General features: G+C 68.3%; 15 protein-coding genes. 11 read left to right on the top strand and 4 right to left on the bottom strand.

Translation table 11 applies throughout. From position 1 onward, the window contains the following. Positions 1-33 precede the first annotated feature (33 nt). From ILT42_RS05845 to ILT42_RS05825, 5 genes are all read left to right on the top strand, one after another. Positions 34-3,282 (top strand): helicase-related protein, encoded by a 3,249-nt coding sequence (locus ILT42_RS05845; protein ID WP_204214454.1) that lies wholly within the window; start codon positions 34-36, stop codon positions 3,280-3,282. Positions 3,283-3,294: 12 nt separating this feature from the next. Beyond that, complete coding sequence (locus ILT42_RS05840) at positions 3,295-3,597, top strand: RNA-binding S4 domain-containing protein (protein WP_204214452.1); 303 nt, start codon at positions 3,295-3,297, stop codon at positions 3,595-3,597. A gap of 152 nt (positions 3,598-3,749) precedes the next feature. Beyond that, positions 3,750-4,088 (top strand): ferredoxin FdxA, encoded by a 339-nt coding sequence (gene fdxA, locus ILT42_RS05835; protein WP_204214450.1) that lies wholly within the window; start codon positions 3,750-3,752, stop codon positions 4,086-4,088. A gap of 376 nt (positions 4,089-4,464) precedes the next feature. Then, positions 4,465-5,049, top strand: a complete 585-nt coding sequence (locus ILT42_RS05830; protein WP_204214448.1) for a CarD family transcriptional regulator — start codon at positions 4,465-4,467, stop codon at positions 5,047-5,049. 171 nt (positions 5,050-5,220) lie between these two features. Further along, entirely contained in the window at positions 5,221-6,093 is an 873-nt protein-coding gene (locus tag ILT42_RS05825; RefSeq protein ID WP_204214447.1) for an RNA polymerase factor sigma-32, read from the top strand. Between the two features lie 55 nt (positions 6,094-6,148). Here the strand turns inward: ILT42_RS05825 and ILT42_RS05820 are convergent, their stop codons facing one another. From ILT42_RS05820 to ILT42_RS05805, 4 genes are all read right to left on the bottom strand, one after another. Beyond that, entirely contained in the window at positions 6,149-7,591 is a 1,443-nt protein-coding gene (locus ILT42_RS05820; RefSeq protein WP_204214446.1) for a M48 family metalloprotease, read from the bottom strand. A gap of 1 nt (position 7,592) precedes the next feature. Next, positions 7,593-8,396 (bottom strand): thermonuclease family protein, encoded by an 804-nt coding sequence (locus ILT42_RS05815; RefSeq protein ID WP_204214445.1) that lies wholly within the window; start codon positions 8,394-8,396, stop codon positions 7,593-7,595. 506 nt (positions 8,397-8,902) lie between these two features. Beyond that, entirely contained in the window at positions 8,903-10,294 is a 1,392-nt protein-coding gene (locus tag ILT42_RS05810) for an adenylate/guanylate cyclase domain-containing protein (protein ID WP_204214444.1), read from the bottom strand. A 13-nt stretch (positions 10,295-10,307) separates the two neighbouring features. Next, positions 10,308-11,213: an IclR family transcriptional regulator gene (locus tag ILT42_RS05805; protein ID WP_204214443.1), complete on the bottom strand. Its 906-nt coding sequence runs from the start codon at positions 11,211-11,213 to the stop codon at positions 10,308-10,310. A 173-nt stretch (positions 11,214-11,386) separates the two neighbouring features. Between ILT42_RS05805 and ILT42_RS05800 the strand changes: the two genes are divergently transcribed. The 6 genes from ILT42_RS05800 to ILT42_RS05775 all read left to right on the top strand — a co-directional run bounded on the left by ILT42_RS05800 (position 11,387) and on the right by ILT42_RS05775 (position 18,833). Beyond that, positions 11,387-12,406, top strand: coding sequence for a TRAP transporter substrate-binding protein (locus ILT42_RS05800; RefSeq protein ID WP_204214442.1), 1,020 nt, complete (start codon positions 11,387-11,389; stop codon positions 12,404-12,406). Positions 12,407-12,527: 121 nt separating this feature from the next. Then, on the top strand, positions 12,528-14,399 hold the full coding sequence (locus ILT42_RS05795) for a TRAP transporter large permease (protein ID WP_204214440.1): 1,872 nt from the start codon (positions 12,528-12,530) through the stop codon (positions 14,397-14,399). Between the two features lie 162 nt (positions 14,400-14,561). Next, a complete protein-coding gene (locus tag ILT42_RS05790) occupies positions 14,562-16,202 on the top strand; it encodes an acyl-CoA synthetase (protein ID WP_204214439.1) in 1,641 nt (546 codons plus the stop codon). A gap of 56 nt (positions 16,203-16,258) precedes the next feature. Continuing rightward, complete coding sequence (locus ILT42_RS05785) at positions 16,259-17,068, top strand: SDR family NAD(P)-dependent oxidoreductase (protein WP_204214437.1); 810 nt, start codon at positions 16,259-16,261, stop codon at positions 17,066-17,068. 67 nt (positions 17,069-17,135) lie between these two features. Continuing rightward, on the top strand, positions 17,136-17,939 hold the full coding sequence (locus tag ILT42_RS05780; protein WP_204214434.1) for an SDR family NAD(P)-dependent oxidoreductase: 804 nt from the start codon (positions 17,136-17,138) through the stop codon (positions 17,937-17,939). A 12-nt stretch (positions 17,940-17,951) separates the two neighbouring features. Then, positions 17,952-18,833 (top strand): alpha/beta fold hydrolase, encoded by an 882-nt coding sequence (locus ILT42_RS05775; RefSeq protein WP_204214432.1) that lies wholly within the window; start codon positions 17,952-17,954, stop codon positions 18,831-18,833.

The following is an 18,833-nucleotide window of genomic DNA, read 5'->3' as shown; positions in this document are numbered from 1 at the left end:
GCCGGGACCGAGGCCCGAGATCTGATCCCATCCATGGCCCGCCGTTCCCTTCCACCGCAGCAGCGCGCCCGCGGCGTCACCGCCGTGCTCGGGCCGACCAACACGGGCAAGACCCACCTGGCCATCGAGCGGATGCTCGGCCACGAGAGCGGCATGATCGGGCTGCCCCTGCGGCTGCTGGCCCGCGAGGTCTACCAGCGGGTGGTGGAAAAGGCGGGCGAGCACAACGTGGCCCTCGTGACCGGCGAGGAGAAGATCAAGCCCGACAAGGCCCGCTACTGGATCTCCACCGTGGAGGCGATGCCCCGCGACCTGGACGTGTCCTTCGTGGCCGTGGACGAGATCCAGCTCGCGGCCGATCTTGACCGGGGGCACGTCTTCACCGACCGACTCCTGAACCAGCGCGGGCGCTCCGAGACCCTTCTCATCGGCTCGAGCACCATGCGGCCGCTCGTCGAGGCACTGATTCCCGGCGTCCACGTCACCACCCGGCCGCGCCTGTCGAAGCTCACCTTCGCGGGGGAGAAAAAGGTCTCGCGCCTGCCCCGGCGTTCCGCCATCGTGGCGTTCTCGGCCGAGGAGGTCTACGCCATCGCGGAGCTGATCCGCCGCCAGAGCGGCGGCGCGGCCGTGGTGCTGGGAGCCCTCTCGCCCCGCACCCGCAACGCCCAGGTCGAGCTCTACCAGAACGGGGACGTGGACTACCTCATCGCCACCGACGCCATCGGCATGGGCCTGAACCTGGACGTCGACCACGTGGCCTTCGCGTCGGACAAGAAGTTCGATGGCTTCCGCTTCCGCAAGCTCTATCCGTCCGAACTGGCCCAGATCGCGGGCCGGGCCGGCCGCTACATGCGGGATGGCACCTTCGGCACCACGGCGCGCTGCCCGGCTTTCGACGCCGAGACCGTGGAAGCGCTGGAGAATCACACCTTCGATCCGCAGCGCGTGTTGCAGTGGCGCAACCCTGATCTGGATTTCTCCTCCCTCGCACGATTGCGTGACAGCCTGGCGATCCAGCCCCGCGAGCACGGCCTGGCGCGCGCGCCCATGGGCGAGGACGTAGCGGCCCTCGAGCTCCTGGCCCGTGACGACGACATCCAGGGCTACGCCCGCGGCCCGGCGGCGGTGGAGCGCCTGTGGCAGGTCTGCCAAGTGCCTGATTACAGGAAGGTTTCGCCCCACACCCATGCGGACATGATCGGCCAGATTTATGGCTTCCTGTCGAAGGACCGAGCCGTTCCGGCGGATTGGTACGCCCGCCACGTGGGGGCTCTGGACCGCACGGACGGCGACATCGACACCCTGTCGAACCGCATCGCCCAGGTGCGCACCTGGACCTTCGTCGCCAATCGTCCCGACTGGTTGAAGGACCCGGAGCATTGGCAGGGTGTTGCGCGTCAGGTAGAGGACAAGTTATCGGACGCGCTTCATGAACGTCTCGCTCAGCGCTTTATCGACCGGCGCACGAGCGTTCTCATGCGGCGCTTGAGAGAGAACACGATGCTCGAAGCGGAAATCACGACCTCCGGCGACGTTACCGTCGAAGGCCAGCACATCGGCCACCTGCACGGCTTCCATTTCGTCCCCGATCCCCAGGCGGACACCACGGAGGCCAAGACCTTGCGCAATGCGGCCGGCAAGGCCCTGGCGGGCGAGATCGAGGCGCGGGCGGACCGCTTCGCCGAGACCCCCGACACGACCCTGGTCCTGTCCAATGACGGCACGATCCGGTGGATGGGCGATCCCGTCGCCAGGATGGAGACGGGCGACAAGCTCTTCGAGCCGCGCCTGCGGGTCCTGTCGGACGAGCAATTGACCGGCGCTGCCCGGGACAAGGTCGAGAACCGCCTGCGCGCCTGGCTCAAGGCCTATATCGTGCGCCTGCTCGGGCCCGTGATGCAGCTCGAGGACAACGCGGAGCTGACGGGCTTGGCCCGGGGCATCGCGTTCCAGGTGGGCGAGGCCCTGGGAGTGCTCGAGCGCGCCAAGGTGCTCAACGAGGTGCGCAGCCTCGACCAGGACGCCCGGGCCGCCCTGCGCAAGGCGGGCCTGCGCTTCGGCGCCTATCACCTCTATCTGCCGGCCCTCCTCAAGCCCGCGCCCCGCACCCTCGCGGCCCAGCTCTGGGCCCTGCGGAACGGCGGGCTGGAGCAGCGCGGCATCGACGAGATCGCCCATCTGGCCCAGTCCGGCCGCACCTCGATCCCGGTGGATGCCGAGATCGCTCCGGGCCTTTATCGCGCCGCGGGCTTCCGCGTCTGCGGCGGACGGGCCGTGCGCGTGGACATCCTGGAACGCCTCGCCGACCTCATCCGCCCGGCCATCGCCTACCGGCCCGGCATCACCCCGGGTGAAGCCCCGGCGGGCGCCGCCGACGGCGAGGGCTTCGTGCCAACGGTCGCGATGACGTCCCTGGTCGGCTGCGCCGGCGAGGATTTTGCCACGATCCTGAAGTCACTGGGCTATGTCTCGGAGAGCCGTCCGGGCCCGGCCATCACGGTTCCGCTCGTTGAGGCTCCCCGCGCGATCGAGCCTGCCGGGCAGGCCGGGAGCCCGGAGCCCGGCGCGGAGGCTTCCTCGGAAGCGCCCATGCCTGAGGCCGAATCCGCCCAGGCCGAGCTGGGCCAAGGGGAACCTGACACAGCGGAACCGGATCAGGCGGAACCAGCCCGAGCCGAACCGGCTGAAGCGCAGCCCGTCGCCGCCGCCTCTCCCGAGACGGAAGCTGCTGCCGAGATGCCCGTGGTCGACGAGGCGCCCGCTGCGGCCCCGGCCGATTCCAACGAGCCCATGGCCGCGTCGGAGGATGGATCGACTCCCGCCGGATCCGCCACGGAGGCTCCCGCCGAGCCCGTTCTGATCGAGGTCTGGCGCCAGGGCCGGCGTCAGCACGAGGGCGGCCGCCACCACGGGCGCGGAGAGCCGGGAGACAAGCGCTCCCGTCAGGGCCGCAGGCCGGGTGGGGATCGGAACCAGGGCGCCAGAAACCAGGGTGATAGGAGCCAGGGCGAGCCTCGCTCCTTCGGGGATCGCCCGCCCCGTCAGGACCGCCGTCAGGACGAGCGCCGCGCGGATCGCCGGGACGGGCAGGGGGAGGGCGGGCGCTCTCAGAACCGGCCGCCCCGCGGTCCGGGACGGCAGGACGACCGGCGCGGACCGCGTCCGGACCAGCGCTTCGAGGGCCGCCGCGACGAGCGGCGCGAGAAGCAGCCCGATCCCAATTCGCCCTTCGCCAAGCTTCTGGCCCTCAAGTCCCAGCTTGAGGACAGCAAGAAGTGAGACCCTGAGCGCATGCGCGAGGACCGTCAGCGGCTGGACAAGTGGCTGTGGTTCGCGCGCTTTGCCAAATCCCGCACGCTCGCGGCCAAGCTGGTCGCGAGCGGCTTCATCCGGGTAAACGGGCAGCGGACCGAGAACCCCGCCAAGGCCATCGCCCTCAACGACGTCATCACCCTCGCGCTCAGCCGCACGACCCTGGTGATCCGGGTGGCGGATCTCGGCGCTAGGCGGGGCCCTGCAACGGAAGCAAGGCAGCTCTACATCAGCATCGAGACAGCAGGGGAGCCGCTTGCCAGCGAAGATGACAGCCGCTAGAGCATCGGACCCGAAAGTGGGCCCAGTCCTGGGCTCGATGCTCCGCTCTCCCGAAGGGCGCAACGCTCGTGCGGAAAACCGGGTCCACTTTTCCGCAGGATGCGCCGGAGCGGCCCGGATCACCTCGCAGATGAGCCCCCGAAGGATCGTTCATGCCCTACGTCGTCACTGAGAACTGCATCAAGTGCAAGTACATGGACTGCGTGGAAGTGTGTCCGGTCGACTGCTTCTACGAGGGCGAGAATATGCTCGTCATCCATCCCGACGAATGCATCGATTGCGGGGTGTGCGAGCCGGAATGTCCTGCCGAGGCCATCAAGCCGGACGTGGAGCCGGGCCTCGAGCAATGGCTCAAGATCAACGCCGATATGGCGCGCAGCTGGCCGAACATCACGCAGAAGAAGGACGCGCCCGCGGACGCCAAGGAGTTCGACGGGGTCGATGGCAAGCTGGAGAAGTATTTCAGCCCCAATCCTGGCGAGGGCGATTGAGCCATGGGAAGCCCGATGCTTGCCCCGTTGCAAGCGTGGCCATAAACGCAACGTCTTAACAGTGTTTCTGAAATATTTTTGCTTTTTTGCACGGACTATGATAGGGTCCGTCTATTGCCGTCGCTTGCGCCTGACGTGCATCCACCCCGCACCACGAGCGGTTCATCGACTATGAAATTGGGTAGCACATGCATGACCATCGGTAGCTTCAGCTGCCGTGCGTCATGAATCATAGGCGCTTTCTAGCCACTGGCGAACAGGGAGACAAGCGAAACCGCAACGGTTCGCGATCAATCATTATTGTTCCCCCGGGTCCCTGCCCGGTGGAACCTGCTCCCGCCGCAAGGCGCGAGCCATGCAAGGAGGCCTCTCTCGCATGACGACAGCCAAGAAGTCTGCCCAGCGCTTGGGTTTCAAGACCGGTGAAGCGATCGTTTATCCGGCTCACGGGGTCGGCCGTATCACGGCCGTCGAGGAGCAGGAGGTTGCCGGCTTCAAGCTGGAGCTGTTCGTGGTCTCCTTCGACAAGGACAAGATGGTGCTGCGCGTTCCGACCGGGAAAGCGTCCAGCGTCGGCATGCGCAAGCTCGCCGAGCCCGCCCTTGTGCAGAAGGCCTTGGATGTCCTCACGGGCCGCGCCCGGGTCAAGCGCACCATGTGGTCGCGCCGCGCGCAGGAATACGAGGCGAAGATCAATTCGGGCGACCTGATCTCCGTGACCGAGGTGGTTCGCGACCTGTACCGCTCCGAGGCGCAGCCCGAGCAGTCCTACAGCGAGCGCCAGCTCTACGAATCCGCTCTCGACCGCGTGGTGCGCGAGATCGGTGCCGTGAACAGGATCACCGATACGGAAGCCCTGAAGCTCATCGAGCAGAGCCTTGCGAAGTCTCCGCGCCGGGCCGCCAAGGGTGCCGAAGGTGAGGCCGACGAGGCCGACGACCTTCAGGAAGAGGCCGCCTGAAACGTTTTCGCTTCCACGGGAGCGACGGGAAGCCCGGCCTCGTGCCGGGCTTTTTTGCATGCGAATCCCTTGCCTTCCAGGCCTGCAAGACTATCTGTGCAAAATTGCTAACCTTGCCGTGAACTTTTCCGCGCGTGACCCGTTGTGCATATGCGCAAGGGGAGAACGCGAATGGGAGAAATCTCAGGGGTCCGTCGCAAGTTCGTTCGCGCCGCGATGAATGCTCCTTTCCTGGAACGTCAGGAAGAGCATCTGCTCGCAGTGCGGTGGAAAGAGAACAAGGATGAAACGGCCCTACACCAACTGACCGCTGCGCATATGCGCCTCGTCATCGCCTTGGCGGCCCGTTTCCGCCATTACGGCCTGCCCATGGCCGATCTGGTCCAGGAAGGCCATGTCGGACTTCTCGAAGCCGCCGCCCGGTTCGAGCCCGAGCGCGAGGTTCGCTTCTCGACCTACGCCACCTGGTGGATCCGCGCCTCGGTCCAGGACTATATCCTGCGCAATTGGTCCATCGTTCGCGGCGGGACGAGCTCGGCCCAGAAGGCTCTCTTCTTCAACCTCCGACGGCTGCGGGCCCGCCTGACCCGGAACGGTGACGACCACATCCCGTCCGAGGTTCACGGCAAGATCGCGGAGGCCATCGGCGTCTCCCGGGCCGACGTGGCGATGATGGACGCCCGCCTCTCGGCTCCCGACACCTCCCTCAACGCTCCGGTGCTCGACGCCGACTCATCGAATTCGGCGGAGCGGATGGAGTTTCTGGTGGATACCAGCCCGCTTCCCGACGAGAGCGTCAGCGAAGTGCTGGACAGCGAGCGCCGGGTTCGCTGGCTGCAGCAGGCCTTGGAGGTGCTCAACGAGCGCGAGCTTCGCATTCTCAGGGCCCGCCGCCTCAACGAGGAGCAGGTGACCCTCGAATTCCTGGGCGACCGCCTCGGGATCTCCAAGGAGCGCGTGCGTCAGATCGAGAACCGGGCTCTGGAGAAGCTGAAGCGCGCCCTGATGGACAAGTATCCACAGGCGTCCGGCGCCTTCGTCTGATCCACCGCCTCCGACCTTTCAAAGCCGCGTCGGCTCGAATCCGGCGCGGCTTTTTCTATTCGACGACGATCTTGTAGCGCTGTCCGGGCTCCAGGGGAGCGGCGCGGTCCAGCCCGTTGAGCTGGAGGAAGCGCTCCAGGGGACGATCCGCCACCGTCATTCGGGCCGCCATGGTCTCGGCCGTATCGCCCGCCTGGGCCGTGACCACGTCTAGGTGCAGGGGCTGGATCGTGCGCGCCTCTTCGGGCGAGACCTGCCGGACGCTCGCCAGCGTTTGGCGGAACATGCCGTCGAGGTCGCCTGCGCCCACCTTCATGGCCATGATCAGGCGATAGGTGGTCTGACCGATGCGGATGGCCGAAACCCGGAAATTCCATTCCTTGCCCTTGGACAACCCGATGACCACGGGCAGCCCGTTGATGGTCGTGGTCTCCAGGCTGCCGGGCTCGATCGTGTCGTTCCAGGTCGAGCGCAGCACCTCCTCGAGGCTCTGGCCGTCCGGCGTCTCGGCCGCGTCGAAGAGCAGGCGCCGGCTGCCATCCGGAGAGGACCCGAGCACCGCCTGGGACGTGTTCTCCAAGGTGAACCCGTCCGGCGCCTCGAAGGCCACGCCGAGCCGGGCATGAATGAAGCGGTGGCCCCGCACCACCCCGTCCGCGGGATCGTCCCCGTAGGGCAGCCGGTCCACCACCGCGAGATACTCCGTGCGGTTGGCCTCGCCGATCCCGGGCGCGCTGGCGCGCCGGGCCGCCTGGGTGGCGGCCTGGATGCGCTCGTTGGTGCTGGGATGGGTGGACATCATGTCGGCAGGTCCGCTGCGGCTCGCATCGGCGCCGCCCGCCGCCCGGCCGAGGGCCGTGAGGAAGCGGGGCGCCCCGAAGGGGTCGAAGCCCGCCCGGGCGAGCACCTTCACGCCGACCTGATCCGCCTCGAGTTCCTGGGACCGCGAGAAGCCCGCGAGCGTGTTGCGGGACCGGTCGCGCACGGCCGCGGCCTCGGAGGCGTTCTTCAGCACGTTCTCGGTCACGCGGGTGATGAGAGTCGAGCGCGCCTGCATCTCGCTGCGCTGGGATGCGTGCCGCAAGGTCACATGCGCGATCTCGTGGGACAGCACGGCCGCGATCTCGGACGTGTCGCTGGCGAGCGCCAGCAATCCGCGCGTGACGTAGAGCCTCCCGTTGGGCAGCGCGAAGGCATTCACCACCGGCGAGTTCAGGATCGTGACCCGGAAAGTCTCGTCCGGGCGGTCCGTGGCCGGCACGAGCCGGGCCACGATGTCGTTGAGAAGCTTCTGGGCCTGGGGGGCGCGCACCTCGCCGCCGAAGGCGGCCACGAGCCGGGCATGGTCGCGGTCGCTCTGGGTCTCCACGATGGTGCGCGGGGCGGCGGCCGGCAGCTGGACGTCCGTCTGGGTTCCGGCGCAGCCGGCCAGCGCCAACGCGAGGAGCGTCACGGCCGACAGGAGAGAGGGGATGCGGGAGGGGGCGCTCGTTGTCATCTCAGCGTCCGGACGGGTCTTCGATCCGCTCGATCATCTCCGGCACCCGGACCGTGAGGGCGGTGCCCTGCCAATCCTCCAGAATGCCTCTGGCCCGGATTCGGCTGCCCTTCAAGGATGCGGCCGTGACGCCGCGCTCCGCCATGCGGGTCCAGGTCTTCCTGGAGATGACGATCGTGAAATCCTCTGCCCATGCTCCCCCGAAGTTGAGATAGGTCCGCTCGCGCCGTTCGCCGACGCTGCGCACCCGTCCTTCCACAAGCGCGAAAGCACCGGCTCGCTCGCGCAAGCTCTCTCGTTGCATCGCATCAAGCGGTTTATAGCGATCTTGCGCCCAGATACCAAGGCTCTGACGCCGCGCATCGGCCTCAAGCCGCAGCAAGTCAGGCGCACAATGCGTTTCGGCCACACCCGCATCGACCAGCGCGAGCCCATTCGTCACCAGTTCGGCGGCCAGATGGGCGGACGAAGAACCGCTCGGAGCTGCGCTCTCCACCATGGCGGACAGGCGGCCCCAGCGGTCCAAGGCGCCTGGCGCTCGCACGAGGACGGCCTTGTCGCCCTGCATCCTCAGAAAGGCGAGGGCCTGTTCCCTCTGGGGACCGCTTTCGGGCAGGCGGATGCCGGACAGACGCGCGATCCGGCCCGAGGCTAGGGAGAGGTCGCCCTCCGCCGAGACGCCCGTGATTCGGTCCTGTTCTGCCGTTCCGCCGCACGGCGGGGCGCCCCGGGCCTGACCCCAGGCGGATGCGGTCAGGCAAAGGGTCCCGGCGAGGAGGGCGGCGAGACGCCAGGCGTGGATCATGGGGGCGCTGCCGTCATCGCAACGATCTTACAGGAAACGTCCCGGCCGCAAAGCCTCGTGTCGGGATTCGCCGGGTCGGTTGGCGGTTGCGCGCCGCGGCGAGGCGCACTAAAGGTGTGACCTCACGAGTTTGTCCGCGTAGCTCAGCAGGATAGAGCGAAGGTTTCCTAAAAATTGGGGGTTGCGGTTCGGAAACGCCGCAATCGATCTGCTCAAAGTCGGGGAAAGCTGCGCCGCCACCGCGGCATGCCAATCCCGAGCCAAGCCCCGCCAGGGGAAGGTGTAGAGACTGGACGGGCAGCACCTAAGGGCTCCGGCCTAGGGTGAAGGGACAGTCCAGACCACGAACGCCCGGGGCGCACCCGGGCGGCGGCGAAAGCCGAAGTGGGATGAAACCTTAGGTCGGGGGTTCGAATCCCTCCGCGGACGCCACTCCTCGGCTGCCACTCTTCGGCCGCTTGGGTCCGGGCCTCGAGAGGCCTGGAACCGTCGCGTGGCCTCTCCCCTCATTCGGCGATGTGGACGAGCGTTCCCCGCTGCCGGCCCCGCAGCCGGATCTCGCGGGCCGTGTGGAACCGTCCGGTCCAATCCCCGGCGCCCGCCGCCTGCAGGCAATCCTCCGACGCCACGATGGATCCGCCGACCTCGCGGGTGACTTCCTCCAGCCGGCTCGCCACGTTCACGACGTCGCCCACCACGGTGAACTCGACGCGTTCCCGGCCCCCGAGATTGCCCACCGTCACCGGGCCGCAATGGATCCCGACGGAGACCCGTAGGGGATCGGCCCCTCGGCCGGACCGCTTCCGGCTCCAGCGTTCGATCTCCTGCTGGAGTTCGAATGCGCAGGCGAGGGCGCGGGCGGATGCGTCCGGCCGCAGGTCGAGGGCCCCGAAGGTGGCCATGAAGCCGTCGCCCAGATACTTGTCCAGCGTGCCGCCATGCTTGAAGACGATGGCGCAGCTCCGCTCCTGGAAGCTGCGCAGGAGCGCGAAGGTCCGCTCCGGCGAGAGCGGCTCGGTCAGCTTGGTGAACCCCACGATGTCCGCGAACAGGACGGCCACGGTTCGGGTGGACGGATCGCCGAACCCGCTGGCGCCGCGTTTGGCCAGGGCCTCGGCCACGTCCGGCGAGACGTAGCGGGCCAGGTCCGCCCGCACGACCTCCGCCTCCACCTGACTCAGGAGCGTCCGCCGGCCGCGCCAGACCGTCAGGGTCAGGAGCAGGGTGAACAGGGCGGTGGCCACGAGCTGAGTGTACCACGCCGTGAGACCCACGAAGGTCGGTCGCAGGATGATGTCGAGCACCGAAGTCGACGCGAGCGCGCCCTCGGCCGCGACGTCGTTGAAGCGGGTCGTGTCCGGCAGGGAGTAGATCGTCATGACCCCGGCCGACCAGGCGATCCCGATCCACAGGCCCGTCCAGACCACCCGCCGGGGCGAATAGGTGAGGGCGGCTTCCGCGAGGAGCAGAAGCAGGTACAGGAATTCCTGGCCGCGCAGCCGGGTCTGGACGGGCCATTCGGCCACGGACGCCACCGGCGGCGGCAGCAGGATCGCGACGGTCACCAGGGCCACGTCCAGCACGATGAACCCGAGCTTGATCGTCTCCCCGTAGGCGTGATGCCGCAGCCGGTAAGGGATATAGCCCAGGAGGAAGAACGCGAACGCGTAGGCCCCATAATAGAGGTCGCGGGGCCAGGGCACGATCCAGAACAGCCAGACCGTCACGATGACGATGGCGGTCAGCCGGGCGAAGAACGCGAACTGAAGCCCGGCGAGTTCGGCCCGCCGGGTGCTGGCCTGCAGGCGCCCTTTCGCGTCGCCCGCTCCCGGAGGCGGGCGCAGGCCGCTCGCGACCCTGCCGCCGAGGCTGACGATCCGGCTCTTCAGGTCGGACATGCGCCAGCCTCGCTCACGGTAGGGACTCCGTCCCGGACCTCTTACCATGGGGAGGACGATCGTGCACGGCGGGAATGCACGCGGCCGGCCCGCCACCGGCCTCGCCCAGGCGTGTCTCGATCCGGGCCGCCTCCTGTTTCAGAAGGGAAGCGACCTCCCGCTGGCGGGCTGGGCTGAGGCGGCTTTCGATCGCCGCGATGGAGAGCGCGCCGATGGGCCGGCCGTCCGCGGCCCGGATCGGCACGCCAACGCCCCAGGAGCCGGGCAACAGCATGCCGGGATTGAGCGCATAGCCCTTCGCCCGGGTCTCCCGGATGAGCCCCAGGAGGACGGATGGGGGATGGTGCGGGTATCTCTCGGCCAGCAGCGCCGCGTTCGCGGCCAGGACCTCGTCCACGTCGGGATCGGGCAGGGCCGCGAGCAGCGCGAGGCTCCCGGCCCCGACCCCGAGGGGATGGCGGTCCCCGGCGTGGAGCGCGTGGATGCGGATCGGATAGGAGCCCTCCTCGCGGTGGACGCAGATGGAATGGACGCCCCGCGGAACCGACAGGAAGGCCGTATCGCCGGTCTCCTGGCTGAGCCGCGCGAGGGAGCGGAGCGAGATCGGGTGGATGCCGAAGCGCGTGCTCGCGAGGGTGCCCAGAACGTAGATCTCCGGCCCGAGGTAATAGCGCCGCGAGACCGGGTCCTGGTCGAGGAGGCCCGCCCGCACGAGGGCGAGGAGCATCCGGCGGACGGTGGGCTTGGACAGGTCGCATTGCGCGACGAGATCGGACAGGCGGGCGCCGGACGGGCCCGCCCGTCCGACCAGGAGCAGGAGCGTTGCCGCCCGGTCGATGCTCTGCGCGCCGCCGGCCGCGGCGTCGCCCATCACCTGCACGGCGATCCTGGCCGACGAACTCTTGGGATGTTCCAGCATATGGACCCTCTTGGGCCCACGCGACGGCGCGTTCCCTGTGGGCACATTGAGGGTTTGACAAAACGATTTCCAGTGCTCTTCTAATCGGAAGGCCTCCGAGAAGGTCCACAAGATGGACCCCAGAGGTTCGAGGAAACGCAAAGGGTCCTGCGGGATCCGACCAGGAGGATGAGATGATCATTTCCCGCCGCCGCCTGCTCGTGGCCGGCTCCACTGCCTTCGCGGGCGGCCTCGTGGGGGCGCCTTTCGTCGCCCGTGCCCAGCAGGCCGAGTTCACCTATAAATACGCCAACAACCTGCCGGCCGCCCACCCCATGAACGTGCGGGCCCAGGAGATGGCCGCGGCCATCAAGGCCGAGACCAACGGCCGTGTCGAGATCCAGATCTTTCCGAGCAGCCAGCTCGGATCCGACACCGACACCCTGAGCCAGGTGCGCTCGGGTGGCGTCGAGTTCTTCACGCTGTCCGGCCTGATCCTGTCGACCCTCGTGCCGGCGGCCTCCATCAACGGCGTCGGCTTCGCGTTCCCGGACTACGCGTCGGTCTGGAAGGCGATGGACGGGGACCTGGGCGCCTATGTCCGCCAGCAGATCGCCAAGGCCAACCTGGTGGCCATGGACAAGATCTGGGACAACGGCTTCCGCCAGACCACCTCCTCGACGAAGCCCATCGCGACGCCGGACGACCTGAAGGGGTTCAAGATCCGCGTGCCGGTCTCGCCCCTGTGGACCTCCATGTACAAGGCCTTCGAGGCTTCTCCGACCTCCATCAACTTCAACGAGGTCTACACGGCCCTCCAGACCAAGGTGGTGGACGGACAGGAGAACCCCCTGGCCATCGTGTCGACCGCCAAGCTGTTCGAGGTCCAGAAGAACCTGTCGATGACGAACCACATGTGGGACGGCTTCTGGTTCCTGGCCAACCGCCGGGCCTGGGAACGCCTGCCGGAGGACGTGCGCGCCGTCGTGGCCAAGCACATCAACGCCGCCGCCATGAAGGAGCGGGAGGATGTCGCCAAGCTCAATGCCGGCCTCCAGCAGGGACTGGCCGCGAAGGGCATGGCCGTGAACCAGCCCGACGCCGCCCCGTTCCGCGACAAGCTGCGCAAGGCCGGCTTCTACGCGGAGTGGAAGGGCAAGTACGGCGACGAGGCGTGGGCGATCCTCGAGAAATCCGTCGGCTCCCTGGCCTGACGGACCGGGCCGATCGGCCTCTCGTCCGGTCGGCCTCGACCCCTCCGTCGTCAGGTCCCGCCCTTCCGGCGGGACCGACCGCCCGATGCGATCCCCGGCCGTTCGAGAGGAAGGGAAGGGCATGACATCCTCCGCACACGTCCTCGCCGCGCCCGAATCGGTGCCCGTCGCCGAGAGCGACGTCCGGCCGGGTTCCCGTCTCCTCAAACCCTTCGAGGTCGTCGCCTCCGCCCTGCTGGTCGCCATCGTGCTCCTGCTGCTGGCGGGGGTGACCTCACGCTATGTCTTCTCGCTCTCCGTGGTGTGGATCGACGAGGTCGCGTCCCTGTGCTTCCTGTGGCTCGCCATGCTCGGCTCCGCCATCGCGCTCGACCGCAACGAGCATCTCAGGCTGACGCTGTTCCTGTACATGATGCCGGCGCGAACGCGGCGGCTCGTGCAGACGTTCGGGCTCCTGGTGGCCGCCACGTTCCTGGCGTCGCTGATCCCGCCGGCCTTCGACTACGCGCTGGAGGAATGGTCCATCACGACCCCGGCGCTGGAGATCCCCAACACCGCCCGCGCTGCCGCGATTCCGTTCGGCATGCTGTCGATGCTGGGCATCGTGGCCGCCTATGCGCTCAAGACGTCGGCGCGGCGCGACCTCATCGTCTCGGCCCTCGTCATCGCGGCCATCGCGGCCCTTCTGTGGTACGCCTCTCCGTCGCTCGTGCGGTTCGGGAACGGCAAGATTGTCCTGTTCCTCGTCGTCTTCGTGGCCGCGTGCCTCGTCGCGGGCGTTCCCATCGCGTTCTGCTTCGGCATCGGCACCCTGAGCTACCTGGCCTTCGCCACGCGGGTTCCGATCTTCGTCATGATCGGCCGCATGGACGAGGGCATGTCGGGCATCATCCTGCTGTCCGTTCCGATCTTCGTGTTCCTGGGCTGCATCCTGGATGCCACCGGCATGGGGAAGGCCATCATCGACTTTCTCGCCTCGCTCATCGGGCACGTGCGTGCGGGCATGTCCTACGTGCTGCTGGGGTCCCTCTTCGTGGTCTCGGGCATTTCGGGCTCCAAGGTGTCCGACATGGCCACCGTCGCGCCCGCTCTCTTCCCGGAAATGAAGCGGCGCGGCCACAGCCCGCGCGAGATGATCGCGCTGCTCGCCACGGGCGCCGCCATGGCCGACACGGTACCGCCCTCCATCGTGCTCATCGTGCTGGGCTCGGTAGCGGGCGTGTCGATCGCGGGCCTGTTCACCAGTGGGATCGTGGTCGCCATGGTGCTGCTCGCCGTGCTCGCCATCCTGGCGCGCTGGAAAGCGCGGGGCGAGGACATGACGAAGGTGCGCCGGGCCCCCGTCTCCCTCATGGGCCGCACGCTCCTCGTGGCCGCGCCCGCGCTCGTCCTGCCGTTCCTGATCCGGAGCACCGTGGCGGGCGGCGTGGCGACCGCCACGGAGGTGTCCACCATCGCGGTCCTTTACGCGCTGGTCATCGGCATGGTGCTCTACGGCGGCATCGGCTGGCGCACGTTCTACCGCATGCTCGTCGAGACGGCGGCCCTGACCGGGTCCATCCTGATGATCCTCGGCACGGCGCTCGCCATGGCGTGGGCCATCACGCAGGCGGGCGTCGCCCAGAGCATCGCGGGCTTCATGACGGGGCTGCCGGGCGGATGGCTCTCCTTCATGGGCGTGACCATCGTGGTCTTCCTGATCCTCGGCAGCGTGCTCGAGGGCCTGCCCGCCATCGTGCTCATGGCGCCGCTCATGTTCCCCATCGCGAAGACCCTCGGGATCAACGACATCCACTACGCGATGGTGATCGTGACGGCGATGAATATCGGCCTCATGGCGCCGCCCATCGGCGTCGGCTTCTATCTGGCCTGCAAGATCGGCAACGTGCCGCCCGACGAGGCCATCGGGGCCATCTGGCCCTACCTCGTGGCGCTCATCGTCGGCCTCGTCATCATCGCGGTGGTGCCCTGGATCTCGACGGGCTTCCTGTGACGCCTCGCGCCGGCATCGGAAGCCTCGTCCCGGCCCCTGAACGGAAGGAATTGCGAACATGCCACATGCTTGCATCGCGTCGACCCTTCGGTCGAGTTCGGCTCACAGGCCTCCCAAGGGGCCGGGGCCTTGCGGCGCCGGGACCCTGAGGGAGCATCGCCGGTGACGGACGATTTCGAACACGCTCCCGTGGGCGGCGTCGCGCCCATCTCCAAGCGGGTCATGAACCTCTCCCACATGCTGCGCCAGGCCGCGCGCCGGTTCGGGGACGAGATCGGGTTCGTCCGGGGAGAGGAGGCCTGGACCTGGACCGAACTCGACCGCAGGGTTGATGCGATGGCGGCGGCGCTCTCCGCGCGGGGCGTGCGCAAGGGCGACCGCGTCCTGGTGCAGTCCAAGAACTGTCACCAGATGTTCGAGTCGATGTTCGCCTGCTTCCGGATCGGCGCCGTCTGGGTGCCGACGAATTACCGTCTGACACCCGCCGAAGTGGCCTATCTGGCCCAGTCCAGCGGCGCCTGCGCGATGATCTGCCATGGCGATTTTCCCGACCATGCCAGGGCCGCCCGGGAGGCTGCGCCCGCGATCCGCTTCGTTATCGCGATCGGGGATGCGGATTTCGGCGAATCGTACGACGCCCTCGTGGCCCGACACGCCGGGCAGCCCGTACCGGCCGCGGCCGTCGCGTACGACGATCCGTGCTGGTTCTTCTACACCTCCGGCACGACGGGCAGGCCCAAGGCGGCCGTTCTGACCCACGGCCAGATGGCCTTCGTGATCACGAACCATCTCTGCGACCTGATGCCCGGCACCACGCCCCGCGACGCGTCCCTGGTCCTGGCCCCGCTCTCCCACGGGGCGGGGGTCCATCAGCTCGTGCAGGTGGCGCGTGGGGTCAAGACCGTTCTGTTGAGCAGCGACCGGTTCGACCCGGACGAGGCCTGGGGCCTCGTGGAGCGGTGGCGCATCACCAACATGTTCACGGTGCCCACCATCGTGAAGCTGCTGACCGAGCACCCGTCCGTCGACGCGCACGACCGCTCGTCGCTGCGGTACGTGATCTATGCGGGCGCGCCCATGTACCGGGAGGACCAGAAGCACGCGCTGAGAAAGCTCGGCAAGGTCCTGGTCCAGTATTTCGGCCTGGGCGAGGTCACGGGCAACATCACCGTCCTGCCGCCCGCCCTTCACGAGGTCGAGGACGGCCCGGACGTCAAGGTGGGCTCCTGCGGCTACGAGCGCACGGGCATGCAGATCTCCATTCAGGACGATGCGGGACGCGAGCTCGGTCCCGGCGAGACGGGGGAGATCTGCGTCTGCGGGCCTGCGGTGTTCGCGGGCTATTACGACAACCCGGACGCGAACGCGAAGGCGTTCCGGGACGGCTGGTTCCGCACCGGCGACCTGGGCCATCTCGACAGGGAGGGTTTCCTCTACATCACGGGGCGGGCCTCCGACATGTACATATCGGGCGGCTCGAACGTCTACCCGCGCGAGACCGAGGAAAAGATCCTGACCCATTCGGCCGTGGCCGAGGTCGCGATCCTCGGCGTTCCGGACGCGACCTGGGGCGAGGTCGGCGTGGCGGTCTGCGTCCTGCGGCCGGGCGCGGCCCTCGATGAGCCGGAGCTGCTGGCATGGCTCGACGGCCAGGTCGCCCGCTACAAGCTCCCCAAGCGCGTCATCTTCTGGGAGGCGCTGCCCAGGTCGGCCTACGGCAAGATCACCAAGAAGGACATCCGGGCCGAGCTCATCGCGCGGGGAGACCTTCCGCCCGACCGGCCCCTGCAAGCCCAGGCATGAGATCAAGCAGGTCCGTTCGGACCCGGCGGGGCATCGGCCCGCTCAAGGAGGCTCACATGGACCCACAACGGACGGTGCTCGTGACCGGAGGCGCCTCGGGGATCGGCCTCGCGGTCGTGGAGGCGGTGCTGGCGGAGGGCTGGCGCGCCGTAGTGGCGGACCTGGACCCGGGCAATCTCGACCGCTGCCGGGACAGGTTCGGGTCGCAGGACGGCCGTGTGAGGTACCGGTCCCTGGATGTCGCCGACGAGGACGCGGTCGTGGAGGCCGTCGCAGGCATCGAGGCGGAGTTCGGCGCCCTGACGGGGATCGTCAATTCGGCGGGGATCGGTCGCGACGTGCCGGCCCTCGACACCAGCGCCGACCTCTTCCGGCGGATGCTGGAGGTCAACCTGATCGGAAGCTTCGTGGTGTCCCGGGAGGCCGCCCGGCACATGCGGGCCCGCGGGGCGGGTTCGATCGTCAACATCGCGTCCGTGTCCGGCATCGCGGGCAATAAGGGCCGCGTCGCCTACGGAGCCTCCAAGGGGGGCGTTCTCACCATGACGAAGGTCATGGCTGTCGAGCTGGCGCCCCTGGGCATCCGGGTGAACGCCATCGCGCCGGGCCCGATCGAGACGCCGCTCGTGCAGGAGGTCCACACGCCGGAGGTCCGGGCGGCCTGGATGGCAACCGTGCCCCAGCGCCGCTACGGTTCCCCGGCCGAGATCGCGGGCGCGGCCGTCTTCCTCCTCGACGATCGCCGGTCGAGCTACGTCACCGGGCAGACGATCTGCGTCGATGGCGGGTTCACGGCCGCGGGCATCATCGGCGATCCGCCCGCGAGCCGCGCCCGGTCCGAGCCGCCACCGGGGCCGCGAGCATGACGGGAGGGCGTTCGCGCCGCCCATACGACATCCGCCGGCCACGGGCCCGGCACAAGGGAGGTTTTTCATGGTCGATCGCCTGAAGGGCAGGACCGCCATCGTGTTCGGAGCCGGGTCCTCGGGACCCGGCTGGGGCAACGGCAAGGCGGCCGCCGTCGCCTATGCGCGGGAGGGAGCACGCGTCGCCTGCATCGACCTGTCCCAGGAGGCCGCGGACGAGACCGCCTCGATCATCGTGGGCGAAGACGGCGAGGCGATCGCCGTCGCGGCGGACGTGACCGACACGGATTCGGTCGGACGCGCGGTCGCATCCGTCATGGACCGCTTCGGGCGGATCGACATCCTGCACAACAACGTGGGCGCGACCCATATGGGCGGGCCGGTCGAGCTCACCGAGGCGCAGTTCGAGGCCGCCCTGCAGCTGAACATCGGGCCGGTCTACCGCACCGCCAAGGCCGTCATCCCGCACATGCTGGACCAGGGCGGCGGAGTCATCGTCAACATCTCGTCCCTCGCGGCGATCCGTTGGACGGGCTATCCGTACTTTGCCTATTACGCCGCCAAGGCCGCCGTGAATCAGGCAACGGTGGCCTTGGCCATGCAATATGCCCGCCAGGGCATCCGGGCCAACTGCATCATGCCGGGCCTCATCGACACGCCGTTGATCTACCGCCAGATCTCCGGACAATATGCATCCGTCGACGAGATGGTGGCGGCCCGCAACGCCGCCGTTCCGATCGGCCGGATGGGAACGGCCTGGGACATCGCCCACGCGGCCGTGTTCCTGGCATCCGACGAGGCAAAGTTCATCACGGGCGTGTGCCTGCCCGTGGACGGCGGACAAAGCTGCGCCGTCTCGGAATTCCGCTGAAAGAGGGACGACATGGCTTTTGCGACCACAGGCGACGGGGTGCGGCTGTTCTACGAGTCCGACGGGCAGGGCACGCCGGTCGTGTTCGCTCACGAGTTCGGCGGCAACCATTGGAGCTGGGAGCCCCAGGTCGCGTATTTTTCGCGCCGGCACCGATGCGTCACCTACGCGGCCCGGGGCTATGCGCCCTCCGACATTCCCGAGAGCCTGGAGAGCTATGCGCAGTCGCGTGCCGCCGACGACATCGTCGACGTGATGGACGCGGCCGGCATCGACAAGGCCCACATCGTGGGCTTGTCCATGGGAGCCTTCGCGTGCCTCCACGCGGCCCTTCGCCATCCGGCCCGCGTGCTGTCGGCCGTCGTCGCGGGCGCAGGCTACGGCTCCGAGCCGGAGCACCAGGAGGATTTCCGCCGGAACGCCGAGCAGGTCGCGAGAGGGTTCGAGGAGCGCGGCGCGGACGGCTTCGCTCCCATCTACGCCGAAAGCGCGTCCCGCGTTCAGTTCCAGGACAAGGATCCTCGCGGCTGGAAGCTGTTTTCCGAGAGGCTCGCGAGGCACTCGGTGCGGGGAGCCGCCAACACCATGCGGGGCGTGCAGATGCGGCGGCCCTCCCTCTACGACCTGAAGGATTCGTTGAGCGCCATGGACGTTCCGCTGCTCGTGATCGTCGGCGACGAGGACGATCATGCGATCCAGCCCGGCATCTTCCTGAAGCGCACCGTTCCGCGCTCGGGGCTCGCCATGTTTCCGAAATCGGGCCACACCCTCAATCTGGAGGAGCCGGCCCTGTTCAACCGGATGGTGGCCGAATTCATCGCCGGGGTCGAGGCCGGCCGGTGGCAGCGCCGGGATCCGCGAAGCGATCCCGCGCAGATCATGCGAGCGGATTGA

The sequence above is a fragment of the Microvirga pudoricolor genome (assembly GCF_016892705.1).
GTDB classification, from domain to species: Bacteria; Pseudomonadota; Alphaproteobacteria; order Rhizobiales; family Beijerinckiaceae; genus Microvirga; species Microvirga pudoricolor.
The sequence above is the reverse complement of the archived record's forward strand: the minus strand, read 5'-3'. Positions and strand labels throughout refer to the sequence as shown.